This window comes from Brachybacterium tyrofermentans (genome assembly GCF_039526165.1).
Lineage (GTDB): Bacteria > Actinomycetota > Actinomycetes > Actinomycetales > Dermabacteraceae > Brachybacterium > Brachybacterium tyrofermentans.
Genome location: NZ_BAAAIR010000025.1, coordinates 1 through 24,409, shown reverse-complemented (window position 1 = coordinate 24,409; position 24,409 = coordinate 1). Strand labels below are relative to the sequence as shown.

Below are 24,409 nucleotides of genomic sequence, written 5' to 3'. Positions count from 1 at the left end.
GGGGCACGCACCAGACTCCGAGGCGCAGAGACACAGAAACGGCGAGTCCCTTCCCGGGGCTCGCCGTCGTGCTGTGTGGAGGAGGAGGTTCGGTCAGCCGGCCTGGCGGGAACGGCGGCGGGCCGCCAGCTCGTCCTGCAGGGCGAGAGCGGCGTCGTCCGCGGGATTCACGCCGGGCAGCACGGCCAGGTCGTTCTCGACCTCGCGCCAGACACGGCCCACGGCGATGCCGAACACGCCCTGCCCGCCCTGGACCAGGTCGAAGACGTCCTCGGCGGACGTGCACTCGTAGACGGAGGCGCCATCACTCATGAGGGTGATCCCGGCGAGGTCGTCGCTGCCTCGCTCGCGCAGAGCATTCACGGCCACCCGGATCTGCTGGAGGGAGACGCCGGTGTCGAGGAGGCGCTTGACCACCTTCAGCACGAGGATGTCACGGAAGCCGTAGAGGCGCTGGCTGCCAGAGCCGGACGCCGCCCGGACGCCGGGCTCGACCAGCCCGGTGCGGGCCCAGTAGTCCAGCTGGCGGTAGGTGATGCCGGCGGCCTTGCAGGCGGCCGGACCGCGGTACCCGAGCTCACCGGGGGTGTCCACGACGTCGTCGAAGAGAACACCCTGAGCGGGTTCAGCGGGCACGGTCGATTGTCCGGTGCGATCCTCACCAGGTGAGACGTTCACAGCTACCTCCGGGTTCCGGCTCTCCGAGGGGGAAGGTGAGAGCACTCCCCCCACAGTAGCGTGTCCCTGCCGTCGGCCGGCCTCAACGCGCCGCCCGAAGGTCACGGATAGATTGCGCCCGCTGCCGGGACCCGCCGTCCGCCCTGCTCAGGAATCCCGGAGCTTCGTGCGCAGCACGGCGCTGTGCAGGGCGATCATCGACTCGCCGAGATCCCGGGCGAAATCCTCGGCCTCACCCCGGGCGGCGGAGTCGCCGGACCGCGAGCGCGGCCTGGCCACCGAGCCGATCATGTGCGCCTCGCGCTCCGCCGAGGTGCGCAGCATGACCAGGTGCCGCGGGTGGAGGCCCTCCTCCGCGAGGTCGCGGGCCGAGGTGACGATCTCCAGCTCGGCGGAGCCGTAGAAGAGGAGACCTTCCGCCAGAAGGCCGTACTGCTCGAGCTCCTCGAGGAAGCCCTCCTCGACGGCGGCCCGGCGTGCGAGCCCTCGGCGATCGAGCCGCACGGCCTGGATCGTGGAGGTCGGCCCGGGGCGCGAGGCGATCGAGGTGACCTCGGAGTCCACGCCATGCTCGAACAGATGCTCCTTGATGACCTTGAGCGGCCAGAAGCGGTCGCGCTGGGCGCGCAGCACGAACATCAGCCTGTCGACGTCGTCGCGCGTGTACTTGCGATATCCCGCCGGGGTGCGCTCCGGGGTGATCAGCCCCTCGGACTCGAGGTAATGCAGTTTGGAGTGCGCGAGGTCCGGGAACTCGTCCTGCAGGGAGGCGAGCACCTGACCGATGCTCAGCCGTGCGATGCCGGACGAGTTCGGCCTGCGCTCTGCGGAGGCCGCCATCGGGTCAGGCCGTCCCGTGGAAGGGGTGGTAGGTGAGGCGGTACTTGCCGATCTGCACGTCCTGGCCGGGCTGGAGGCGCACCTCGTCGACGCGGTCCTTGCCCACATAGGTGCCGTTGAGGGACCCCAGGTCCCGCACGAGGAAGCCGTCCCCGTCACGGACGAAGGCGGCATGCTTGCGAGAGACGGTGACGTCGTCGAGGAAGATCTCGCTGTTGGGGTGCCGCCCGGCGAGAGTGGTCTCGGAGTCCAGCAGGAAGCGAGCACCGAGGTTCGGGCCCTTGCGCACCATCAGCAGCGCGCTGTGCGGGGGCAGGTTCTCGATCGCGCGACGATCCTGTGAGGAGAGACCGGGCTCGCCGTCCTCCACCGGATCACTGGGCGAGATCGCGCTCAGCTTCGATGTGTGGTCGAGATTCTCGTCGTTCCACGCGGTGTTACCGGACACTCCGCACCCCTTCCTGGCAAGCGGTGGACCCCGCTCTATGAACGATCAGGATCCAGCCCGCCCATCCTCGCACGCTCGACGCGCCCGTTGCACTGATCCACACCGCCCTGGAGAGGATTTGACGATCACTTGACCACCTCCGAGTGTTCGGGTTCGTCCAGCTCGACCGTCGCCGTGACCTCGACGTCCTGCTCTGCGGCGATCGCGAGGGTGCCGCCATCGGCCGCGACGGAGTCAGCGGCACCGCCGGGGATCCGAAGCGCCGGTTCCATGACCTCGGGATCGCCGATGACGCGCACGGTGTACGGGGCGGCGATGACGGTGCCGTCGACCAGGAGCCGGCCGCTGGGGTCCGTCGTGATCGAGGTGGACGCCACCACGCGGACCGTGCCCAGCTGGATCACCTCGGCCCCGGCATTGCGCAGCTCCTGGATGACGCCCAGCAGAGTGGAGGCGCGCACCCCGCTCGCCGGATCCGCGATCGACACGACGATCCCGCGGCCGTGCGCCGGCGAGGTGCCCGCGATGATCTCGAGGTTGGCGAGGCGCTCCTCGGCAGCGGTCCGTGCCTCAGCGTCATCCCCCTGCCCCGAGCGCAGCGATTCCAGCGTGCGATCCAGCTCGGCGTTCTCCACCTCGAGGCCCGCGGCATGCCGGCCCGACTCGTCCAGGAGCCGTAGGAGCTCCTGCTGGGAGGCGCCCTCGAGCGAGTCGTCCGTCTGCCGCAGCTGAGCGGCGATCGCGAGTCCCAGCAGCACGCACAGCAGACCCACGATCAGCTGCGACCAGGTGGCCTGCGGTCGCAGGGTGTCCCGCAGGCGATGCCAGACGGCCTTCTGCTGCTCCGGGCTCTCCGGGATACGGGTGCCGTCGCTCATGAGCGGAACAGCAGCCGACGGATCGCGGCCGCGTTGGAGAAGATCCGGATCCCGAGCACCACGATCACCGCGGTGGACAGCTGCGCGCCGACGCCCAGCTGGTCGCCGAGGAACACGAGGAACGCCGCGATCAGGACGTTGAACAGGAACGAGGTGATGAAGACGTGGGCGTCGAAGGCTCCGTCGAGGCTCGCACGCAGGCCGCCGGCGAGAGTGTCCAGCGCGGCGACCACCGCGATCGGGAGATAGGGCTGGAGCACGACCGGGACGTCGGGCTGGACGACGATGCCCAGGACGACGCCCACGATGAGGCCGATGATGGCGATCATTGGTGGTCCTTCATTCGGAGTCCTTCCGGGCATCGTCCTGCGAGGCCGTGCCGGCTGCTGGGTCGCTGGGATCGAGCGGGGACGCCTCGCGCAGCGTGCCGAGCGCTCGGGCGGGGACGCTGAGCTCCGTGCCGGTCGTCCAGGAGGTGCGGATGCCGAAGCGGGTGGAGAGCTCGGAGAGGTAGTCGCCGCTCTCCGCCGCCTCGACGCCGGCCTGCAGTGCCTCGGGGTCGCCGAGCGCGGTGATCTCGTAGGGCGGGGACAGGGGCCGGAAGTCGACGAGCACCGCGGACCCGGCCGTGCGGATCGCACTGGTGGCGCTCAGCCGCTGACCGTTGATGGAGACCGCCTCGGCCCCCGCCGCCCAGAGCCCGTTCACCGCGATCTGCAGATCCCCGTCGGTCACGCGGTTGATCGTCCCCTCCTTCACCCCGGGACTCGCGGGCAGCGGGACGGAGTCCTCGAGGGAGAGCACCACGCCGGTGCCGCTGAGCACCGTTCCGGCCGCAGCCACCTCGTGGACCCGCAGCCGCTGCGCGGACTCGGAGTCGGTGTCGTCCAGGACGGTCTCCTGGGCTGCCGCGATGTCGCCCTCGAGACTCCCCTGCCTCGCGTCGAGCGCATCGATGTCCTCACGGCTGTTCAGCACCTCCTGCTCCAGGAGCGCGCGCGGATTGTCGTCCGCCGCGGCATCTCGTCGCAGGTCCGCGACGGAGACGGCGACCGCGAAGCCCAGCAGGAGTGCGAGCAGGACGGTGATGGTGCGGGTGATCCGGTTGTCCGGCGGAGTCTCCTCCGCCCAGGACGGGTCCTCCTCGCGCAGGGTGTCCACGTCATAGGGGTTCGCGGTCAGCGCGCGCAGCAGAGAGGTCGGCGAGTAGGGGGTCTCGCCGTGGGGTGTCGACCGCCGCGGAGCACGCATATCAGCAGGGTAGTGCCGAGGGCCCCGGTCAGCGATCAGACCCGCGGGATCTCGGGCATCGGGTCGGATCGGCCGATGAGATCCGCGAAGTCGGTGCGCCCGACGTCGGGGGCGTCCGGGGCCCGGGCGAGGACGAGGAATCTGCTGGTGCTCAGGGAGAGCGGCCCGATCTGCAGCTGCTGGGCCAGCGCGTCGAGCTCGCGTCGATGATGATCCGGATCGAGCCCGCCCGACCCGTCGCAGCCGTCGACCCCGTGCCACGCCACGTGACGGAGGTAGCCCAGCAGGCTCGCCATGTCGCCGAACCGGGCGGTGCCGTGGAAGGCGTCGGAGCGCTCCACGGTCAGGCCGGCTCGCGTGAGGTCGTGCACCGCGTTCTCCAGGGTGACCTCGGGAGAGGGCAGGTCGATGCCGAAGGCGCTGTCGAGCTCGCGCAGGTCGTCCCCGCCGATCCGCTCGGTGAGGAAGGAGCCGCCGGGCGCGAGCACGCGGGCCACGTCGTGCGCGTCATAGGTCCCGTGCCGGGACAGGACGAGATCGAAGGTCCCGTCGGGGAACGGCAGGTGCGCGCCGGGACGGTCGGCGCCGTGCTCGTGGACCGCGATCCCCAGCGGTACCAGTCGCGCTCGGGCGGCGGCGAGGGCCGGAGACCGACCCGCGGTGGCGACGGTCCCCTCCGGCAGCACGTCGGTCAGGGACGCGAGTGTCTCCCCTCCCCCGGTGCCGAGGTCGAGGACCCGATCCGACATCGGGGCGAGGTTGCCCACCAGCGTGGCCCAGCTCCAGGGCGGCTCCTGCTTCTGCTCCTGGACATCGGACCCGGTGACATCGGCGGACATCGATCGCCTCCTGCAGTTCACCCGCGACACCGCTGTGGCGCCGGTCACTTCCCACTCTGCCACGTGGCGCCGCCTCTGAGCCCTCCGCGACGCGTGCAATCGAGCCCGATCCGTGAAGTGCCGCAGGTCACGCCCGTCTCGATTGGCTCCAGGGGCATGGGGCGGGGTAGGGTTATCCACGGTCCTCCGGTGACGGAGGGTTTCGGGCTGTGGCGCAGCTTGGTAGCGCACCTGACTGGGGGTCAGGGGGTCGCAGGTTNACGACCGAAGGCCGTCGATCCGCATCTGCGGATCGACGGCCTTCGTCGTGTGCGGATCAGCCTCACGAGCGCACCGGACCCACCCAGATCTGCTGGGCGTTGGTGAACTCGCGGATCCCGTGCGGACCCAGCTCGCGGCCGTAGCCCGAGCGCTTGATGCCGCCCGAGGGCAGGCGCGGATCGGACTTCACGATGCCGTTCACGCTGACCTGGCCCGCCTCGATCCTCCGGGCGAGCTCGACCCCGCGCTCCGTCTCCGTCCAGATCGCGGCGCCCAGACCGTAGGGCGTGTCGTTCGCGAGCGCGAGCGCGTGCTCCGCGTCCTCGGCCGCCATCACCACGGCCAGCGGTCCGAAGGTCTCCTCCGTGCAGGCGGTCATCCCCGGCTCGACGCCGGTGAGCAGGGTGACCGGATAGAAGAATCCCTCCCCCTGCGGCATCATGCCGCCGAGGACGAGGGTGGCCCCGGCCTCGAGGCTGGTGGTGACCTGCCGGTGGAGGTTCTCGCGCAATTCCTGCCGGGCGATGGGGCCCACCTTCGTGGCCTCGTCCCGGGGATCGCCGACCACGAGGTCCTTCAGCTGCGCGGTGAGCAGCTCGACGAACTCGTCGTGCACGGAGCGCTCGACGATCACCCGCTTGGCGGCGATGCACGACTGTCCGGCATTGATGATCCGCGAGAGGGCGGAGACCTCGGCTGCTCGGGCGAGGTTCGCGTCGGCCAGCACGATGCAGGGGTCGGAGCCGCCCAGCTCGAGCACCGCGGGTTTGATCTCGCTCGCGGCGATCGCAGCGACCTTCGCGCCGGCCCGGTCCGAGCCGGTGAAGGAGACGGCCTGGATCCTCGGATCGCGGATCGCCTGCTCGACATCCTCGGTACGGGCCTGGAGGGTCTGGAAGATCCCTTCCGGGGCACCCGCTGCACGGAACACCTCCTCGAGCGCGGCCGCACAACCGGGCACATGCGGATCATGCTTCATGACACAGGTGTTCCCGGCCATGAGCGCCGGGGCGCAGAAGCGGAAGGCGACCCAGAAGGGGGCGTTCCAGGGCAGGATCCCCAGCACCGGTCCGAGCGGCAGATACTGGACGTACGAGCTGGTCGCGTCGGAGGCAAGGTGCTCGTCGGCGAGATACTCCGCGGCATGCTCGGCGTAGTGCTCGGCGGCCCACGCGGACTTGATGACCTCGCCGCGGGACTCCCCGATCGGCTTGCCCATCTCCTGCGTCATCACCGGTGCGAGCTCGTCGACGTGCTCGCGCATGTAGTCGGCGACCCGGCGCATCATCGCGGCGCGCTCCTCGATCCCGGTGTCCCTCCAGGCGGGATAGGCCTGCTGGGCCCGGTCGATGATCGCCGTGATCTCCTCGGGGGTCGCGGCGGGCACCTCGTGCACGGCGGCGCCGGTGGTGGGATCGATGGCTGTCAGCATGGTCATGAAGCAGCTCCTCTCAGAAGCTCGGCGCGACGACGGCAGAGGCGCGGAATGAACGGGCGGAGCTCTCGTGGACGGTGAAGTCCTCGGGCAGCGTGAAGAACGACTCGCAGCCGTCCGCGGTGACGTGGACGGTGTCCGAGATGCCGACGGTCTTGTTCCCGTCCACACCCCACATCCACGGGAGCAGGTGGAAGGTCATGCCCTCCTCGAGCGGACGCTCGTCCCCCTCCAGCAGGGAGATGATGTACCCCTCGTCCCAGGACGGCGGGAAGGCGATCCCGATCGAGTAGCCGGCGCGGGTGACGAGCTGCGCCCCCACATCGTTGCTCTCGATGCGGGAGCGTGTGAGCTCCGCGATCTCGGAGACGGTCACCCCCGGCTTCATGAGGCTGCGCAGCTCCGCGAGCGTCTGCTTCATGAGCTCCTGGGCGGAGTGCATCGACTCCGAGAGCGCCCCGTTGACCGCGGTGCGCATCATGGCCGTGTGATATCTCCGGTAGCAGCCTCCGACCTCGAGGAACACATGCTCCCCGGGCCGGATCATGCGTCCCTCCCAGGTGGAGTGTCCGATCATCGTCCGGGGCCCGGAGGCGACATACGGGACCACCGCCGGGAACTCGCCGCCGGCACGGAACATCGCGGAGGTGATCGCCGCGGCCACATCGTTCTCGGTGGCACCGGCCATCGCGGCGCGCAGGCCCGCGGCCATCCCCGCCTCCCCGGCGTAGGCGGCGAGCTGCATCACCTCGATCTCGGCCGGGGACTTGCGGATCCGGCCCTCCTCGACGATGCCGAAGCAGTCCACCAGCCCTTCGCCGAAGGCATCGTGGAAGCGATCCTGCTGGTAGGCGGGGAAGTAGTAGCTGTTGCGCTCGTATCCCACCTGGGCGTCACCGAGGCGCAGGTCGCGCAGGGTGCTGACCAGTTCGAGGATCGCGTCCCCGCTGTCGGGATAGGCCCGCGAATGCTCCAGCCAGGTCCGCGCGATCACGTTGGACTCCTCGAGCGCGCGGGTGATCATCACCGAGTCCGTCTCCAGCGGCACGATCAGGGCCTGGAAGAAGGAGTATCCGGTGGTCTGGTAGTCGGTGAGGTACATCAGGTTCTCGGGATCGGTGATGATCACCGCGTCGAGCCCCCGCTCCGCCATCCGCTGCCGTAGCTCCGAGAGCCTTCGCTCGTACTCCTCAGGGGCGAAGGTCATATCGGACCGGCGGCGCATCAGTCCGCGTCCGATGCGGCGGTGAGGGCACCCTCGAGCAGGTCGAGGCCGGCGGCGAGATCGTCCTCGGGGATCGTCAGCGGCGGGATCAGCTTGATCACCCGCCCCTCGCTCCCGCAGGGGCCGATCAGCAGGCCGGCCTCGAAGGCCGCCTGCTGGACCCGTTTGGCGAACGCACCGTCGTGCGTGTCCAGCGCCTGCATCATGCCGCGCCCGCGCACCTCCCAGCCCCGGTCGGGATTCTTCGCGGCGATGCTCTCGAGCCTGTCCCGCATCCGCTGCCCCTTGGCGAGGACCTCGGCGAGGAAGGCCTCGTCGGTGAAGTAGTCCAGTGCCACGGTGCCGGCGACGAAGGACAGCCCCTGCCCGCGGAAGGTGCCCGTATGCGCACCCGGCGACCAGTGGGCGTCGACCTCGGGCTTGTTGAGGTTCATGGCGATCGGGGTGCCGAAGCCTCCCAGGCCCTTGGCGAGCGTGATGATGTCCGGGTCCAGCCCCATCCCGTCGAAGGAGAAGTAGCCGCCGGTGCGCCCCACCCCCGCCTGGATGTCGTCGATGATGAACAGGGCGCCGACCTCGTGGGCGAGGTCCTGGACCTCGTGCAGCCACTCCGTGCTGGCGACGTTCACGCCGCCCTCGGCCTGGACCGCCTCCACGAGGAAGGCGGCCGGGGGTCGCATACCGCTCGAGGGATCCCGCAGCGCTGCGGCGTAGTCGGCGATGGCGGACTCGCCGCCCGGGGCGGTCTCGAAGGGGAGCCGCTGAATGTTCTCCAGGGGCACGCCGGCCCACTGGCGGAACGCATGGTTGGCGGTGGCCGCCAGGGAGCCCAGCGTCATGCCGTGGAATCCGTGGCTGAAGGCCACGATCTCCCGTCGGCCCGTGGCGAGCCGGGCGAGCTTCATCGCCGCCTCGACCGCGTTGGACCCCGTGGGGCCCATGAACTGCATCTTGTGGTCCATCCCCCGCGGCTCCAGGACCACCTCCTGGAAGCGTGCGATGAAGTCGCGCTTGGTGGTGGTGTAGGTGTCCAGGCTGTGGGCGACGCCGTCGGCCTGGAGGAACGCGATCAGTGCGTCCTTCATGCGCGGGTTGTTGTGCCCGAAGTTGAGCACTCCGGCCCCGGCGAAGAAGTCCAGGTAGGACTTCCCGTCCTCGTCGACCTGCCGCGCATTGGACGCGGAGGCGAACACCGTGGGGTAGTTGCGGCAGTAGCCGCGGATGGTGGATTCGTGGGACTCGAAGACTGTGGCGTCCATGGGAGACCTCTCTTCATCACGGGGGCGATCCCGATCTCCATGACCGGCTCCCATAGCGAAGATCGCCCCATCTGGCAAGTGTGAGCCGGTATGCAGACCATCACCCGGGGGTGAGCACCGCGTCAAGCCGCCCATCAACCCCTATCGATCCCGCTATTCGCGATGCAGGTCACAGGCCCGACCATCTGGTAGTTCACGACTTCTGCCGCCCCTTCGGCGGGGAGTTCCAGCACAGGGCATCGGCGCGCAGCGCGTCGTGGACCCGCGCCACGTCGGGATTGGATCGGGAGCCCGGCCGCCGCACCAGGAAGAGGGTGTTCAACGGCCCGTCACAGGGGTCGTCCAGCTGCACCAGACGGCCTGCGGCCAGATGGTCGGAGCAGAGGGACCGGGGGACCACGCTGTAGCCGGCACCACGAGTCAGGGCGGCCACCACATCATGCAGGTTCGGCACCGTGAGCGCCGGTCCGATCGGAGGATGCTGCCTGCCGAACACTGTCCGCCAGTACCGCCTCACGATCGGCATGTCCTCCGCATAGCTGACCAGGGGCACCTCCTTCAGCGCGGTGCACAGCTCCTGGTCGCCGCGCTCCTGCGCGATCCATCGCGCCCACTGCGGCGAGGCGACCAGCAGGTACTCCTCGTCGGCCAGGGGGGTCGATTCGAAAGACCGGCCGCGCGGGCGGCGGGTCGTGACGACCAGATCGTGCCGACCCTCACGCAGGCCGTCGATCAGCTCCTCGGGCACGCCGTGCTCCAGCCGCACGTGCACCCCCTCGGCCACCAGCGGCGCCACAGCGGGCAGGAGCCTCGTGCAGAGCAGTTCGGCGGGGCCGGCGAGATGGACGGGCGCCGCCCGCCCGCCGGAGGCGCAGACGGCGTCGTCGACGTCCGCCAGCGAGTCGAGCGCCTCGGCGACCCTGGAGGCGAGGCCGCTGGCATAGGCGGTCGGCTCCACCCCGCGCGGACCGCGGTCGAACAGCCGATGACCGGTGTGCTTCTCGAGCGCCTTGATCTGCGAGGTCACTGTGGGCTGGGACAGGCCGAGCAGCGGCGCGGCCGCCGTGAACGTCCCGGCCCGATAGACGGCGAGGAAGGTGCGCAGCAGGTTCAGATCCGCACTGCCGGCACCGGACCGGGCGGGCTGAACCGACGACGCCGGGCTGCTCGGTGCGATCGGACGTGAGGTGAGCGGAGTCGTGGACATCGCTCCATGGTAGGTCAGGGGCGATCACGATCGTGATACCCGACATCGAGGTCGCTATTGGTCAGCCGATATCTCCGGGCGTAGCTTCGTCGCATGACCCACGCACTCTTCACCCCCATCACCCTGCGCAGCCTCGAGATCCGCAATCGGATCTGGGTGCCGCCCATGTGCCAGTACTCCGTCGACACCCTCGACGGGGTCCCCGCCCCCTGGCATCTCATGCATTACGGATCGCTCGCCCGCGGCGGCGCCGGAGCGATCATCGTCGAGGCCACCGGAGTGGTCCCCGAAGGTCGCATCTCCCCCACGGACCTCGGGCTCTGGAACGACGCCCAGCGCGACGCGCTCGCACCGATCGTCGACCTGGCCCACAGCCAGGGAGCCGCCATGGGCATCCAGCTCGCCCACGCGGGCCGCAAGGCCTCCACCCACCCCGAGTGGGGCACCGAGGGCTCGGGCAGCCTGACCCCGGAGGAGGGCGGCTGGGAGACCGTCGGCCCCTCCGAGACCCCCTTCCCCGGGCTGGCAGCGCCCCGCGCGCTGGACGCCGCCGGGATCGACGTGGTCGTCCGCGCCTTCGTCGCATCGGCCCGCCGAGCGGTCGAGGCCGGCTTCGACCTGATCGAGCTCCATGGAGCCCACGGCTACCTGCTGCACGAGTTCCTCTCCCCGCTATCGAACCACCGCGAGGACGAGTACGGCGGCTCGCTCGAGAACCGCAGCCGCCTGCTGCTGGAGATCGTCGATGCCGTGCGTGCCGAGATCGGCGACGGGATGCCGCTGCTCGTGCGCCTGTCTGGAACGGACTGGCTCGAGGACGGGCTCCGCGTCGACGAGGTGGGCCAGGTCGGCGCCTGGCTCAAGGAGCACGGCGTCGATCTGCTGGACATCTCCAGCGGCGGCAACCAGTCCCCCGCCCCGATCCCCGTCGGTCCCGGCTACCAGGTGCCGCTGGCGACCGCGGTCAGGGCAGCGAGCGGGCTCCCCACCGGCGCCGTCGGCATGATCGACGAGCCCTTCCAGGCTGAGCAGATCGTCGCGACCGGCCTGGCGGACGTGGTGCTCGTGGGCCGGGAGATGCTCCGCGATCCGAACTTCCCGCTGCGCGCCGCGCACGCGGTGCGCTATGACGCGGCACCCATCCCGCCGCAGTACGCGCGCGCCCACCGCTGAGGGATCCGAGAGATCGACCACCGGGCGCCGCGGTGCTCCTCAGGAGCCCGCGGCGCCCGTGGGTCCAGCTGTGCCCCCGCTATCCGCTGCGCCCTCTGCGTCTGCGACGTGAGCAGGGTGCTCGGCCCAGTCGATCCCCTCGATGGAGATCTCCGCGGCCATGTCCTCCAGGAACCGGGTCACGGTCTCCCGCTCCTGAGGATCGAGACGCCGCACCACATGGACCCGACGTGCCTGCTGCGCACCGACCGTGCGCAGCGCGGCCGCGCGGGTAGTCGGCTCGATGGTGACGACGATCGCACGCCGGTCCGTGGGATGACGCCCTCGCCGCACATGACCGGCCCGCTCCAGCCGATCGATGAGCTTCGTCGTCGAGGCGCTGGAGATCCCCAGCGACTCCGCCATCACCCCAGGGGTGGCCAGGGAGCCGGCGTTCTCGCTCACGATCAGGAGATGCAGCGCCCGCATGTCCGTCTCCCCCAGCTCCATATAGCGCAAGGATGCCTCCGCCAGGCGCTTCTCCGCCGCCCGCAGATGCACGAGGGCCGCCATCACCTCGTCGATCTGCACGAGGTCGACCGGGCTCAGCCCGCTGCGATCCACGAGTTCCCCGTGCGGATCGCTCCCCGCGAGGGAGTAGACGCTGGGCAGGTCCCTCTGCTCCCCCGCCTGCTCTCCTGGGGTGTCGGTGTCCTGTCGTGTCATCCGTGAATCGTACTGGGCCAGTATCTCGAACGGAGAGTTACTAGCCAAGCTAACGATGTATGCGACACTGGTCGTCAGTCACCACCGGAAGGTCACCCCCATGAGCGAGTCACGCCTGCTGCGGCCCCTGCGTATCGTGCTTCCCGCCCTGCTGATCCTGGGATGGATCGCTCTCGCCGGGATCGGCGGCCCCTACTTCGGGCGGGTCGACGAGGTCTCCTCCAACGACCGCACCGCGTACCTCCCGGACTCGGCGGAGGCCACCCAGGTCCAGGCGCTCGCCGAGGGCTTCCTCGGATCCGAGGCGATCCCCGCCATCCTCGTCGTGACCTCCGACGAGGAGCTCACCGACGAGCAGCTGTCCGCCCTCACCGAGTCGGCCCGGTCGCTCTCCTCCGTGGACGGTGTGGTCGACGACGTCTCCCCGCCGATCCCCTCCGAGGACGGTCTCGCGGTGCAGGTCGTCGTCCCGGTCGACGCCGATGCCGACATCGGCACCATCGTCGGCGAGCTCGATGCGCAGCTGTCGGCCGATCTGCCGACGGGACTCAGCGCCCACGTGACCGGGCCGGCCGGCTTCTCCGCGGATCTGGGCGCCGCCTTCGCCGGCATCGACGGCCTCCTGCTGGGCGTGGCGCTCGCGGCGGTGTTCATCATCCTCGTCATCGTCTACCGGTCCCTGCTGCTGCCGCTGATCGTGCTGTCCACCAGCATGTTCGCCCTCTGCGTGGCGCTGCTGACGATCTGGCACCTCGCGGCCGCCGATCTGCTGCTGCTGAGCGGGCAGACCCAGGGCATCCTGTTCATCCTGGTCATCGGGGCGGCGACCGACTATTCGCTGCTGTACGTCTCCCGCTATCGCGACGAGCTGCGCCGGCAGGAGAGGAGATGGGCGGCCACCATCTCCGCCCTGCGCGGCACCGTGGAACCGGTGATCGCCTCCGGCGGCACCGTGATCGCCGGGCTGCTCTGCCTGCTCCTGTCGGATCTGAAGTCCAACAGCACCCTGGGGCCCGTCGCGGCGATCGGCATCGTGTTCGCGATGCTCGCGGCCCTCACCTTCCTGCCCGCCCTGCTCTATGTCGCCGGTCGAGCGGCCTTCTGGCCGCGCCGCCCGCGCTTCGACCCGGCCTCCTCCCGGAGCACCTCGTCCGCAGCCGATCACGGCCTCTGGGGGAAGGTCGCCACCGCCGTGTCGCGCCGTCCGCGGCCGGTCTGGATCCTCACCGCGGTGCTGCTCGCCGTGGGCTGCGTGGGCGCGCTCCAGCTGGACGCCGACGGCGTCCCCCAGTCCGACCTCGTCCTCGGAGCCTCCTCCGCGCGCGACGGCCAGGTCGCGCTCGGGGAGCACTTCCCGGCCGGTGCCGGCAGCCCCGTCGAGGTCATCGTCGCCGAGGACGACCTCCAGGCCACGACCGACGTGCTCCTCGCGGACGACGGCATCGACGCCGTCTCCGTCGTCGCCGCGGACTCCCCGAGCGGCTCCGCGACGGTGAGCACCGAGGGCATCCAGGCCCAGGGGCCTCCCGGGACGCCCGCTCCAGCACCCACCGTGGTCGACGGCAGGGTGCTCGTCCAGGGCACCCTCACCGACGCCCCGGACTCCTCCGCGGCGGAGCAGACCGTGCGCGATCTGCGTGCCGCGCTGGATGAGGAGGATTTCGCGGAGATCGTGGGCGGGGCGACGGCCACATCGATCGACACCAATGACGCGTCCGCCCATGACCGGGCGCTGATCATCCCCGTCGTGCTGGTGGTGATCCTGCTGATCCTCATGCTCCTGCTGCGCTCGGTCCTGGCTCCGGTGCTGCTCGTGGCCACCACGGTGCTGTCCTTCGGCACGGCCCTGGGCGTGGCCGCTCTGGTGTTCAACCACCTCCTCGACTTCCCGGGCGCCGATCCGGCGGTGCCGTTGTTCGGCTTCGTCTTCCTCGTCGCACTGGGCATCGACTACAACATCTTCCTCATGACCCGGGTCCGGGAAGAGGCCCTGCAGCACGGGACGCGGGAGGGGGTGGTGCGCGGACTGGCCGTCACCGGCGGCGTGATCACCTCGGCCGGCCTGGTGCTCGCGGCGACCTTCGCCGCCCTCGCGGTCATCCCGATCCTGTTCCTCGCCCAGATCGCGTTCATCGTCGCCTTCGGCGTGCTGCTGGACACCTTCGTGGTCCGCACGCTCCTGGTCCCGGCCCTGGCGCACGACCTCGGCAGGGTCATCTGGTGGCCCTCGGCGCTGTGGCGCGACGGCCGGCGGTGAGCGCGAGCCTCCCGACGCCGTGACGTCGGCCCCATTCCGAGGCCCCGTCATGCGGGCGGTCATCGCCCCGCGTCCCGTCCCCTTCTAGACTTCCGGGCATGAGCAGTCCGATCGCCGCCACCGGTGTCCCGTCCCCCACCGTCGAGTACGTCCTGACCTTCGTGTGCGAGGACCGTCCCGGCATCGTCCATGCCGTCACCGGGGCCATCGTCGAGGTGGGCGGGAACATCACGGAGAGCCGCCAGTTCGAGAGCGGCAGCTCGCATCGCTTCTACATGCGCCTCCAGCTGACCACCACGGCGACCGCCGAGGAGATCGCCGCGGCGCTGACTCCCGTCGTCGAACGGTTCGGCATCGAGCACCGGCTCGACGTGGTCGGACGGCCGGTGCGCACCCTCGTGCTCGGCTCCACCGCCAAGCACTGCGTGAACGACCTGCTGTTCCAGGTCGACGCCGGCCACCTGCCCATCGAGGTGCCGCTGATCCTGGCCAACCACCCCACCCTCGAGCCCCTCGCGAGCTTCCACGGGATCCCCTTCGAGCACCTGCCCACCAAGGGCGAGGGCGCCAAGGCCGCCTTCGAGGACCGGGTGCGCGCGGCGATCGACGAGCACGACATCGAGCTCGTGGTCCTGGCCCGCTACATGCAGATCGTCTCGCCCGAGCTGTGCGCGGAGCTCGCCGGGCGCTGCATCAACATCCACCACTCGTTCCTGCCGGGGTTCAAGGGCGCGAACCCCTACCGCCAGGCCCATGCCCGCGGCGTCAAGCAGATCGGGGCGACCGCCCACTTCGTCACGAGCGATCTCGACGAGGGCCCGATCATCGAGCAGGACGTGATCCGCGTGGACCACACCCGCTCCCCCCAGGAGCTCATGGCCATCGGGCAGGACGCCGAGGTGCGCACCCTGCGGCAGGCGGTCACCTGGTTCGCCCAGTCCCGCGTCCTGCTGGACGGGACCCGCACGATCATCTTCCGCTGACGCTCAGAAGACGGGGCGGCCGCCGGTGACGCCGAGCACGGTGCCCGAGACGTAGCTCGCCTCGGCGGGGCAGGCCAGGAACACGAAGGCACCGGCGCACTCCGCCGGCTGGCCCGCGCGGCCCAGCGGCGTGTTGCCCCCGAACTCGACGTAGTCGTCGCTGGTGCGGGTCGCGACGTTCAGCGGGGTCCAGATCGGCCCCGGGGCGACGGCGTTGACACGGATCCCCCGCGGCCCCAGATCCGCCGCCAGATTCACGGTCACGTTGTTGATCGCCGCCTTGGTGGCCGCATAGTCCATCAGCGGCACCGACGGGTCGTAGGACTGGATCGAGGAGCAGTTGATCACCGACGCGCCCTCGCCGAGATGCCGGGCCGCCTCCTGGGTGATCCAGAACAGCGCTTCGAGGTTCGTGGTCAGCGTGCGGTGCAGCCGCAGGGAATCGATGCCGTCGAGGCCCTGCGGCTCGGCGCGACCCCACTGGAAGGCGGCATTGTTGACGAGCACGTCGAGGCCGCCGTGCTCGGCGACCGTCTGCGTCACCAGCGACCGGGCGGTGCTCTCCTCGCGGATGTCGCCAGGCAGCAGCAGGGCCCGGCGTCCCGCCTCCCGGATCCACCGGCCGGTCTCCTCGGCGTCCTCCTGCTCCTCGGGGAGGTAGGAGATCGCGACGTCGGCGCCCTCGCGGGCGTAGGCGATCGCCACGGCGCGGCCGATCCCGGAATCCCCACCGGTGATGAGGGCGGACAGACCCTTCAGACGTCCATGGCCGACGTAGCTGTGCTCGCCATGGTCGGGCACGGGATCCATGGGCGCGGTCAGCCCTGGCGGCTGCTGGTCCTGCTCGGCGAACGACGGGCGGCCATCGACGGTGGCGAGATCGCGTGCACGCCGAGCGACGACCGGTGACAAGGTGCTCTCGGGATCTCGGGGCGACTCGGTGGACGAGGACTGGCTCATCACGACTCCTTCAGGGACGGATCGGGCGGTGACTGGTCGGGTGGCCCCACCGTAAGGCGGCGGCGCGCCGCGACGCCCGGATCCCGTCCGAACGGTCGCTCAGACCAGCCCGAGCTCCCAGGCCGTGCGGACCGCGGAGGCCCGGTCGCCGACGCCGAGCTTCTCGTAGACGTGCATCAGGTGCGTCTTCACGGTCGCCTCGCCGATGCCGAGCCGTGAGGCGGCGGCGCGGTTCGTGCAGCCGTCCGCGACCAGGCGCAGCACCTCCGCCTCCCGACCGCTGAGGGCGATGCGGGCCCCGGGTGCACCGGTCAGGGCCGCGAGGGCGGCCGGGGCGAGGACGGCACGGCCCGCGACGAGGTCGTGCACGGCGCGGATGACGTCCTCGCGGCGCGTGTCCTTGAGCAGGTAGCCGTCGGCCCCCGCCTCGAGCGCGCTGCGGATGTCCCGATCCGTGTCATAGGTAGTGAGGACCAGGATCCGCGGCCGCTTCCGACCACCGCCACGCAGGGCCCGGATCGCGTCGACGCCGTGGCCTCCCGGCATCCGCAGGTCCATGAGCACGACGTCCGGCGCGGAGGAGCCGATCACCACGAGAGCCTCCACCCCGTCCTGCGCGGTGCCGACCACCTCGAGGCCCGGCTCCGCCCCGAGCATCGCCACGAGCCCGTCGCGCACCACCGGATGGTCGTCGACGACCACCACCCGCACCGGATCCGTCCCTGTCATCGGGGCACCCTCGCCGTCACGGTGCAGCCCCGGCCCGTGCGGGCGTCGACACCGAGGTCCCCGCCGGCCTCGAGGGCGCGGGTCCGCATGTTCTCCAGGCCGTGACCCCGAGGCACCGTCTCCGGGTCGAAGCCGATGCCGTCGTCCACGATCCGCAGGATCTGGTCGCGGTCGTCCCCGGTCAGCGTCACGCTCACGGCGCCGGCCTCCGCATGGCGGGCGATGTTCGCCAGCGCCTCCTGCGCGATGCGCACCAGCACCTCCGCGTGCCGGCCGTCGCGGGGTGCGTCGTCGCCGTCGAATCCGGCGACCACCCGATGGGTCCGTGCCCAGCGGGCGACGAGGGCGGACAGCGCCTCGACGACGTCGCCGTCGTGCAGCTGGTGCGGCCCGAGCGCCTCGACCGCACGGCGGGCCTCGAGCAGGCAGTCACGGGCGGCCTCCTCCGCCACGGTCACGCGATGCCGCGCGGCCTCGTCGATCCCCGGACCCACGGCCTCCAGCTGCCGGATCACGCCCACCAGGCCCTGCGCGACGGTGTCGTGGATCTCGCGCGAGAGCCGGGTCCGCTCCTCCCCCGCTCCTGCGCGCCGCGCCCCGGCCATCAGCTGCTCGTGAAGCCGGGAGTTCTCCTCGTTCACCCGGGAGATCTCGGCCAGCGAACGCTCGCGCTGCACGAGGAGCCCCTCCCGCTCGCGCGCCAGGTGCATCATGCCGAGCGCGATCAGGAGGTTCACCGCGGCGAGCCCGGCGAAGAACCAGGTCTCCTCGAGGACCACCCGGAATCCGCCCACCTGGCCGACCGCGCACAGCAGCGCGGTCGCCACGACGACGGCCCTCTCCCGTGCGCCACCGAGGAAACGACCGGAATCGAGGTACCCGCAGAAGGCATAGATGCAGGTCAGCGGATTGAGGACGAGCGCAACGAGGACCAGCACGAGATGCAGACCGTAAGCCGCGATGAGCTGGGGTGAATCAGGGCCGGTGCGTCGCAGCGTGCGCTCCAGCACGACCCGCAGGGCCAGGAGGGCCGCAGTGGGCACGAGCGCCCACGTCACCGGCTCGCCCACCATCCAGGTGTGCGCCGCGATCCATCCCACGATCCAGGACACGATCAGCAGGGCAGGAGGGATCCACCGCTCGATCACCGCGCCGAGCGGGCCCGGTGCCAGGTCGGGCTCGACATCGGGACGCTCGAGAGTTGGGCCCTCGAGCTCGGGGCCGTCGCCGACGGACCCGTCCCGGACCCGCCGCGCGGTCGTCGCGGGAAGAATCGCCATACCGAGCAGTCTCGCCGCAGATGCTCGCCCGCGCCAGGGTGGCGGCATCCACTGATCGGTGGAGGGCCCTGATCCCGATCGGGCGAGGCGGCGAGCCTCCCGCTCCCCTAGCGTCGTTCCCATGTCCTCGCACCCTGTCCCTGCCGCGCCGACTCCCGGCTCCTCGGCTCCGCCGTCCCCGGCCCCCACCGCACCCGGCGCCTCGCCGCGCCTGCACCATCTCGACGCGCTGCGCGGTGGAGCGCTCCTGCTCGGGGTGCTCCTGCACGCGCTGATGCCCTTCCTGCCCGGCGGGTACTGGCTGGTCGATGACGTCCACGAGTCCGGCATCGCTCTCGGCGCCGTCGGCGTGATCCATCTGTTCCGGATGGTCCTGTTCATGATGCTCGCGGGGTACTTCGGGCACATGGTGCTGCATCGACGGGGCGCGGGGTCCTATGTGCGCGATCGGCTGCTGCGCATCGGGCTCCCGCTCCCCACCCTCGGGCCGGTCCTGTTCGTGCTGATGGTCGGCGCCTTGGTCCTCAACGACGTGGTGCGTGATCTCGGTCCCCTCTCCGCTCCGCCGACAGATCCGGGAGCTCCGACCGGTTTCCTGGGCCTGCCGACGATGCACCTGTGGTTCCTGCTGCTCCTGGTGGAGATCGCGCTCGTGGTGGTGGCGGTGCGGGCCGTGCTGGTGCGGGTGCTGGGGGCCGACCGGGCCGGGAGGCTCTCCAGCCGGATCGGAGATCTGCTCGCGTCCCGGGCGGGCCTCGTCGTGGTCGCGGTGCCGTATGCGCTGGGGCTGATCGTGCAGGGCGGCGGCATGGCGAGCATCACCGAGCCGTACACGCTGGTCCCCGTGGCCGGCGCGAGCATCGCCTACAGCGGCGCCTTCCTGGCCGGATGGTTCCTGCGCTCCCGGCCGGATGCGCTGACCCGCGTGGAACGCCGATGGGTGCTCCACCTGGGCATCGCCCTGGTCCTCACCCCGGTGACTCTCCTGCTGTCGCCGATGCTGCCCGGGGCCGTCGTGGCCCTCACCGCGGCGCTCGCCGGCTGGGCCTGGGTCTACGGGCTCCTGGGCCTGTGCGCGCGCCTGGTGCGTCGCGAGATCCCGTGGGTGCGCTACCTCGCAGATTCCTCCTACTGGGTCTATCTCCTGCACTTCCCGCTGCTGCTGCTGGCGGCGGTGCCGCTCGCCGATCTGGGGCTGCCCGTGCTCGTCAAGCTGGTGCTCACCCTCGGCGTCGTGATGGCGGTGCTGCTGCTGAGCTACGACCTGATGGTGCGCCCCAGCTGGATCGGGAAGTGGCTGAACGGGCACCGTCGGCCGTCGGCGCTCCTCGCCCGTCGGGGCACCTGGCGCACCCGGCGCGAGCCCTCCGTCGCGTGAGGCGACCTGCATGACGGCGGCGCCGATCCACCTGGATCGGCGCCGCCCGGCGGATCAGCCCTTGACGCCGCCGGCGGCCGCGAAGCCCTTGCCCAGGTTGCGGCCCAGGAACAGGTAGAGGGCGACGACCGGCAGCGAGTAGAAGATCGAGAAGGCCGCGAGCTGGCCGTAGGCGACCTGCCCGTACTGCGAGGAGAAGGTGTACAGCGTGACCGCCGCCGGCAGGTTCTCCGGGCTCAGCAGAAGCATGAACGGGACGAAGAAGTTGCCCCACATGCTCACGAACGTGAAGATCGTGGCGACGGCGAGGCCCGAGCGCATCAGCGGGATCACCACGGACCACAGGGCACGCAGCACTCCGGCGCCCTCGGTCCAGGCGGACTCCTCGATCTCGATCGGCACGCCGTCCATGAACCCCTTGGTCAGGAAGATCGCGTAGGGCAGCGAGCTGGCCCCCAGGAACAGGATCGCCCCGAACATCGAGTCGATGAGGTTCACCTGCACGAACAGCGAGTACACCGGGATCATGATCGCGGTGATCGGCAGGCCGGTGGAGAAGATGATCGTCAGCAGCAGCGAGCGCTTGGCCCTGAAGCGGAACCGGGACATCGGGTAGGCGCACAGGATCGCCGCGCACATCGTCACCACGGTCGCGCCGCCGCACAGGATCAGCGAGTTCAGCAGGGGCCGGAAGGTGGTCTCCGCGTTCCAGATCGCGGAGAAGTTGCCCAGGCTCCAGCGGTCGGGCCAGGCCACGGACAGCGAAGCCTCGGTGTCGAAGGACGCCAGCACGACCCACAGCAGCGGAACCAGGAACGCGAGACCGATGACGATCATCACCACGGTGCTGGCGACATGGGCGCTGCGGGCTCGGGAGCCCTGCTTGGACACCTTCGCGGTGGGTGCATCGCCCTGCGGGCGGGTACGGGTGGTCGCGCTCATCGCTTGTCCTCCTCGGGCAGCAGGCGCAGGTACACCAGCGAGGCGACGGCCCCGATCAGGAGCAGCAGCAGGGCCACGGCGGTGCCGTACCCGAGCTGTCCGTAGGAGAACGCCTGCTCGTACATGTACAGGGGCAGGGTCTGGCTCTGTCGGGCCGGACCACCGCCGGTCATGATGAAGATGAGCCCGAAGACGGAGAGGGTCTGGAGGGTGGTCAGCATCAGGTTGGTCGCGATCGCCGGGCGCATCAGCGGCAGGGTCACGGAGACGAAGCGGCGCACGGGGCCGGCGCCGTCCAGGGCCGCCGACTCGTAGATGTCGCCGGGCACCGAGCTCAGGGCCGCCGAGTAGACCAGCATCGAGAAGGCTGTGCCGCGCCAGATGTTCGCGAAGGAGACCGCGATGATCGGGGCCGTGAAGAGCATGTCCTGACCGGGCAGACCGATCGAGGTGAGGATCGTGTTGAGGCTGCCCTCGGCCGCGAAGAACGTGTACAGCAGGTAACCGGCCACGACCTCCGGGAGGATCCAGGCGGCGATCACCACCGAGGTGACCACGAAGGTGATGATCCGGTTGGCGCGCTCCATGAGCTGCGCCAGCAGCATGCCCATCACGTTCTGGCCGATCACGGCGGAGACCACGGTGAAGATCAGCGTCAGGGCGACGGAGTTCCAGAAGTCGGCGTCGGTGAAGGCGTCGACGAAGTTGTCGAAGCCCACGAAGCTGGTCTCGGAGGCGCCGTCGCCGCGGATGGCGCTGTCGGTGAAGGCGAGGTACAGCGAGTAGATGATCGGGCCGAGCATGAAGCCGACCAGCAGCACCCCGGCAGGCACCATCGGCAGGGCCCGGGAGAGGGTGAGCCCGTCACCCAGCGTGCCGTGACGTCGGCGCGGGGCCGGGGCGGTGCGCCCGGGAACAGGTGGGGCGTCGGTGGTCATGCGGAGGCCTCCTGCACGTTCTCGGGGCCGACGATGTCGGTGACTGTGGCGTCGTAGGCGGCGGCTGCGGCGTCCGGGCTGGTCCCGGTCATGACCGCCTCCATCGCCTCCTGGATCGCGGAGGACACCTCGGGATAGGCCGGCAGGGCCGGACGGTAGTAGGCGGTCTCCAGCAGATCCGTGAAGTACTCGACCGCCGGGGAGTAGCTGAGGTACTCCTCCTTGTCCGCGACGTCGGCGCGCACCGTGATGTGGTTGTCGGCGATCGCGTACTGCACGAGGGTCTGCGTGGAGACGAGCTTCTCGAGGAAGCGGTAGGCCACGTCCCGGTCGGTGACGTACTCGGGGATCGACAGTCCCCAGCCGCCGGCCAGAGTGATCGTGCCGGTCCCGCCGCCGTCCTGCGTGGGCATGTCCGCCAGGCCGACCACATCGGGCCACTCGGGCCAGGGGCGGGCCGCCGTCTCCGTCCAGTTCTGCGAGATCCAGGAGCCGTCCACGAGCATCCCGAGCTTGCCGTCGGGCAGCAGCGAGGAGTAGATGGTCTCGGAGATGTTGGGGTCGAGGTGCTGACCGAGGGTCGCCGTGAGCTCTTCGTCGAAGAGGGTCTTGAGGAAGGTCAGGGAGTCCACGAATCCGGGGCTGCCCAGGATCCACTTCTTGGTCTCGGCGTCGTACAGCCCGCTCCCATCCCCGGTTCCGTACAGGAGCATCTCGAAGCCCTGCATCGAGGCCTTCTCCCCCTGCGGCGTGCCGGCGAAGAGGAAGAACGGGATCGCCTCGCTGTCGGAGTCGCGGATCGCGCGCGCCGCTTCGAGGATGTCCTCCCAGCTCCCCGGCTGCCAGTCCGGCGGCAGGCCCGCCTGCTCGAAGACGTCGCGGTGGAACCAGATCGCCCGGGTGTCCGTGGTGATGGGGACGCCGTAGGCCTCGCCGTCCTCACTGGTGACGGCCTTCTTCGATGCCTCCGCGATGTCGTCCCAGTGCTCGAATCCCTCGACCAGGTCGGTGATCGGCTGCAGATAGTCCGCCCCGACGTCGGAGAGCAGGATGAAGGAGTCCTCGTACACGAGGTCGGGGCTGGTGCGGGGTGAGCTCATGAGCAGCTCGTTCTTGGTGAAGTAGTCGTTCTCGGAGGCGACGATCGGCACCAGCTCGACCGTGAGCTCCGGGTTCTCGGCGGAGAACTCCTGTGCGGCAGTGGTGATCCATTCCTGCTTGATCGTGCCGGAGCCGAACTGCTGGAAGGCGATCCGGATCGAGTTCGGATCTCGCGAGCTGCCGGAGCATCCGGCCAGGGCGGTCAGCGGGAGAACGGCGGCCGCGCCCGCGGTGAAGCGCAGGAACGTGCGGCGGTCGGTCAGGGGCGGGTGGTGCGGTCGTGGGGGCACGGGGACCTCTTCGTCGTGGTCGATCACGAGCAGAGACCCTATACGGTGCGGCGCACATCACAAGTCCGGAGCCAGGGCGTGGACAACCGCTCGGTCAGGGACGCTGGCGGGCCCGTCCCACACCCTGCGCCTGCTCAGCGTCGGAATACCGCATCCCGACCGGCACCTCGGCGAGCTCGAACCAGCGGGCGGCGTGGGGCAGCAGGCGCACATCGTGCCAGGGCAGCTCGAAGCCCGGATCCTGCCACAGCGTGAGGGCGATATCAGCCCGGCGTCCCGCGGCGACGAGCACCAGACGGCGCAGGCGGGACAGCGGGTGGGCGGAGGCGCGAGCCGTCGGGGGGATCGCGACCACTCCGCCGAGATCGAGGGGCCAGACCGTCTCGCCCCAGTGCAGCTGAGCCTGCTCGCCGTCGCCGGCGATCACCGCAGGCGGGCGGAGATCCACGGCACCGACGCGGACCGGGGCGAGGGGCGTGCCCCGGTCGAGGACCTCCCGCTGGACCCAGGCGCCGGGGAGCACGAGCCGTCCGTCGACCGAGACATCGACCAGCAGGGAATCGGCGAAGGGAAGCAGCGGCGTCCCGAGGCGCCCGGCACGGGCCATGTCCCGGCGGGGCGCGGCGATCACCCGGACGACGGCCAGGTCTCCCGGGGCGTCGGTCAGCGGGATGGTCACGCGGGTGCCGGGCAGGGGGTCGGACGGTCCGCCCCGGTCGCGCGGACGGGACGGTGGGGAGAGCGGGGTCATCGACGGAACCGGGCCTCGGGCCGGTCGGCCCGGATGAGCTCGAGCTGCTCGAGGAACCGGTCGTTCATCGGGGGCGGCGCATCGATCGGGAACCACTGCGCCTGGGTGTTCTCGCCGTCGGCCGGGTACGGCTCTCCCCCGTCGTGCTCGCACAGGAAGCACAGATCGAGGTACTGCGCGACGTCGCCGTTGGCGTAGGTGATCGGCGCATGCGTGCGCACGTCGACGAGGCGCAGCGCCGTGCAGTCGACACCGGCCTCCTCGGCGACCTCACGGACCGCAGCGGTGGCCGGCTCCTCGCCGGGGTCGATGATGCCGGTGACCGGGGTCCAGGCACCGGTGTCGGCGCGACGCACGGCGAGCATCCGGGTGCGAGCGGGATCGAGCACGAACGCGGTGACCCCGGACAGCCAGAGCGGGGCGTGGCCGACGTGCTCCCGGAGGGCGAGCACGAACTCGGGCGTGGCCATGGTCCTCCTTCTGCGAGGGGTGGATGCTGTACGGGTCAGCCGCCCAGGATGACGGCTCTTCGCGGTTCGTGGTGAATGACCCTGCTGTGGCGGGTATTCACGCTACGGTTCTCGCGGCGCTGGTGAGCAGG

The 24,409-nt window shown here is 70.5% G+C and carries 24 protein-coding genes; 4 read left to right on the top strand and 20 right to left on the bottom strand.

The window, feature by feature from the left end; translation table 11 throughout:
- Window positions 1-93: 93 nt before the first annotated feature.
- The 11 genes from ABD093_RS04425 to ABD093_RS04375 form a co-directional block, all read right to left on the bottom strand.
- Window positions 94-678 carry a MerR family transcriptional regulator gene (locus ABD093_RS04425; protein WP_193117185.1) on the bottom strand — a complete coding sequence of 195 codons (585 nt, stop codon included), beginning with the start codon at window positions 676-678 and terminating at the stop codon, window positions 94-96.
- Between the two features lie 147 nt (window positions 679-825).
- Window positions 826-1,518 carry a transcriptional regulator FtsR gene (gene ftsR, locus ABD093_RS04420; RefSeq protein ID WP_193117186.1) on the bottom strand — a complete coding sequence of 231 codons (693 nt, stop codon included), beginning with the start codon at window positions 1,516-1,518 and terminating at the stop codon, window positions 826-828.
- Between the two features lie 4 nt (window positions 1,519-1,522).
- A complete protein-coding gene (locus tag ABD093_RS04415) occupies window positions 1,523-1,966 on the bottom strand; it encodes an FHA domain-containing protein (RefSeq protein ID WP_193117187.1) in 444 nt (147 codons plus the stop codon).
- Window positions 1,967-2,091: 125 nt separating this feature from the next.
- Window positions 2,092-2,844, bottom strand: coding sequence for a DUF881 domain-containing protein (locus ABD093_RS04410; RefSeq protein ID WP_193117188.1), 753 nt, complete (start codon window positions 2,842-2,844; stop codon window positions 2,092-2,094).
- The gene (locus tag ABD093_RS04405; RefSeq protein WP_193117189.1) at window positions 2,841-3,173 is read right to left on the bottom strand and encodes a small basic family protein; all 333 of its coding nucleotides are present in this window, start codon (window positions 3,171-3,173) and stop codon (window positions 2,841-2,843) included. The genes ABD093_RS04410 and ABD093_RS04405 overlap by 4 nt, the downstream gene beginning before the upstream one ends.
- A 10-nt stretch (window positions 3,174-3,183) precedes the next feature.
- Complete coding sequence (locus ABD093_RS04400) at window positions 3,184-4,095, bottom strand: DUF881 domain-containing protein (RefSeq protein ID WP_343922696.1); 912 nt, start codon at window positions 4,093-4,095, stop codon at window positions 3,184-3,186.
- 35 nt (window positions 4,096-4,130) lie between these two features.
- Window positions 4,131-4,934: a methyltransferase domain-containing protein gene (locus ABD093_RS04395; protein WP_343922694.1), complete on the bottom strand. Its 804-nt coding sequence runs from the start codon at window positions 4,932-4,934 to the stop codon at window positions 4,131-4,133.
- Window positions 4,935-5,256: 322 nt separating this feature from the next.
- Window positions 5,257-6,633 (bottom strand): NAD-dependent succinate-semialdehyde dehydrogenase, encoded by a 1,377-nt coding sequence (locus ABD093_RS04390; RefSeq protein ID WP_343922692.1) that lies wholly within the window; start codon window positions 6,631-6,633, stop codon window positions 5,257-5,259.
- 13 nt (window positions 6,634-6,646) lie between these two features.
- Window positions 6,647-7,855 (bottom strand): ectoine hydrolase, encoded by a 1,209-nt coding sequence (doeA, locus tag ABD093_RS04385; protein ID WP_343922690.1) that lies wholly within the window; start codon window positions 7,853-7,855, stop codon window positions 6,647-6,649.
- A complete protein-coding gene (locus tag ABD093_RS04380) occupies window positions 7,855-9,114 on the bottom strand; it encodes an aspartate aminotransferase family protein (RefSeq protein ID WP_343922688.1) in 1,260 nt (419 codons plus the stop codon). Before ABD093_RS04380 ends, doeA begins: the two co-directional genes overlap by 1 nt.
- Window positions 9,115-9,307: 193 nt before the next feature.
- Window positions 9,308-10,321 (bottom strand): LysR family transcriptional regulator, encoded by a 1,014-nt coding sequence (locus tag ABD093_RS04375; protein ID WP_343922686.1) that lies wholly within the window; start codon window positions 10,319-10,321, stop codon window positions 9,308-9,310.
- A gap of 93 nt (window positions 10,322-10,414) precedes the next feature.
- Here ABD093_RS04375 and ABD093_RS04370 point away from each other — a divergent pair, with 93 nt between their 5' ends.
- The gene (locus ABD093_RS04370) at window positions 10,415-11,494 is read left to right on the top strand and encodes an NADH:flavin oxidoreductase/NADH oxidase (protein WP_343922684.1); all 1,080 of its coding nucleotides are present in this window, start codon (window positions 10,415-10,417) and stop codon (window positions 11,492-11,494) included.
- A 39-nt stretch (window positions 11,495-11,533) separates the two neighbouring features.
- Here the strand turns inward: ABD093_RS04370 and ABD093_RS04365 are convergent, their stop codons facing one another.
- The gene (locus ABD093_RS04365) at window positions 11,534-12,199 is read right to left on the bottom strand and encodes a MarR family winged helix-turn-helix transcriptional regulator (protein WP_343922682.1); all 666 of its coding nucleotides are present in this window, start codon (window positions 12,197-12,199) and stop codon (window positions 11,534-11,536) included.
- 100 nt (window positions 12,200-12,299) lie between these two features.
- Between ABD093_RS04365 and ABD093_RS04360 the strand changes: the two genes are divergently transcribed.
- Window positions 12,300-14,456 (top strand): MMPL family transporter, encoded by a 2,157-nt coding sequence (locus tag ABD093_RS04360; RefSeq protein ID WP_343922680.1) that lies wholly within the window; start codon window positions 12,300-12,302, stop codon window positions 14,454-14,456.
- A 98-nt stretch (window positions 14,457-14,554) separates the two neighbouring features.
- Window positions 14,555-15,439 carry a formyltetrahydrofolate deformylase gene (locus ABD093_RS04355; protein ID WP_343922678.1) on the top strand — a complete coding sequence of 295 codons (885 nt, stop codon included), beginning with the start codon at window positions 14,555-14,557 and terminating at the stop codon, window positions 15,437-15,439.
- 3 nt (window positions 15,440-15,442) lie between these two features.
- Here ABD093_RS04355 and ABD093_RS04350 read toward each other — a convergent pair whose 3' ends face one another.
- The 3 genes from ABD093_RS04350 to ABD093_RS04340 all read right to left on the bottom strand — a co-directional run bounded on the left by ABD093_RS04350 (window position 15,443) and on the right by ABD093_RS04340 (window position 18,408).
- Window positions 15,443-16,399 (bottom strand): SDR family oxidoreductase, encoded by a 957-nt coding sequence (locus ABD093_RS04350; protein ID WP_343922676.1) that lies wholly within the window; start codon window positions 16,397-16,399, stop codon window positions 15,443-15,445.
- 99 nt (window positions 16,400-16,498) lie between these two features.
- Window positions 16,499-17,128, bottom strand: coding sequence for a response regulator (locus ABD093_RS04345; RefSeq protein ID WP_193117220.1), 630 nt, complete (start codon window positions 17,126-17,128; stop codon window positions 16,499-16,501).
- Window positions 17,125-18,408, bottom strand: coding sequence for a sensor histidine kinase (locus tag ABD093_RS04340; protein WP_343922674.1), 1,284 nt, complete (start codon window positions 18,406-18,408; stop codon window positions 17,125-17,127). The genes ABD093_RS04345 and ABD093_RS04340 overlap by 4 nt, the downstream gene beginning before the upstream one ends.
- Before the next feature lie 121 nt (window positions 18,409-18,529).
- Between ABD093_RS04340 and ABD093_RS04335 the strand changes: the two genes are divergently transcribed.
- Window positions 18,530-19,786, top strand: coding sequence for an acyltransferase family protein (locus tag ABD093_RS04335; protein ID WP_343922672.1), 1,257 nt, complete (start codon window positions 18,530-18,532; stop codon window positions 19,784-19,786).
- 54 nt (window positions 19,787-19,840) lie between these two features.
- Here ABD093_RS04335 and ABD093_RS04330 read toward each other — a convergent pair whose 3' ends face one another.
- From ABD093_RS04330 to ABD093_RS04310, 5 genes are all read right to left on the bottom strand, one after another.
- Window positions 19,841-20,728 (bottom strand): carbohydrate ABC transporter permease, encoded by an 888-nt coding sequence (locus ABD093_RS04330; protein ID WP_193117223.1) that lies wholly within the window; start codon window positions 20,726-20,728, stop codon window positions 19,841-19,843.
- Window positions 20,725-21,666 (bottom strand): carbohydrate ABC transporter permease, encoded by a 942-nt coding sequence (locus tag ABD093_RS04325; protein WP_193117224.1) that lies wholly within the window; start codon window positions 21,664-21,666, stop codon window positions 20,725-20,727. The genes ABD093_RS04330 and ABD093_RS04325 overlap by 4 nt, the downstream gene beginning before the upstream one ends.
- Window positions 21,663-23,084 (bottom strand): substrate-binding domain-containing protein, encoded by a 1,422-nt coding sequence (locus ABD093_RS04320; RefSeq protein WP_319021552.1) that lies wholly within the window; start codon window positions 23,082-23,084, stop codon window positions 21,663-21,665. Before ABD093_RS04320 ends, ABD093_RS04325 begins: the two co-directional genes overlap by 4 nt.
- A 67-nt stretch (window positions 23,085-23,151) precedes the next feature.
- On the bottom strand, window positions 23,152-23,808 hold the full coding sequence (locus tag ABD093_RS04315) for a hypothetical protein (protein ID WP_193117225.1): 657 nt from the start codon (window positions 23,806-23,808) through the stop codon (window positions 23,152-23,154).
- Window positions 23,805-24,278 (bottom strand): NUDIX hydrolase, encoded by a 474-nt coding sequence (locus ABD093_RS04310; RefSeq protein WP_193117226.1) that lies wholly within the window; start codon window positions 24,276-24,278, stop codon window positions 23,805-23,807. The genes ABD093_RS04315 and ABD093_RS04310 overlap by 4 nt, the downstream gene beginning before the upstream one ends.
- Window positions 24,279-24,409: the final 131 nt, after the last annotated feature.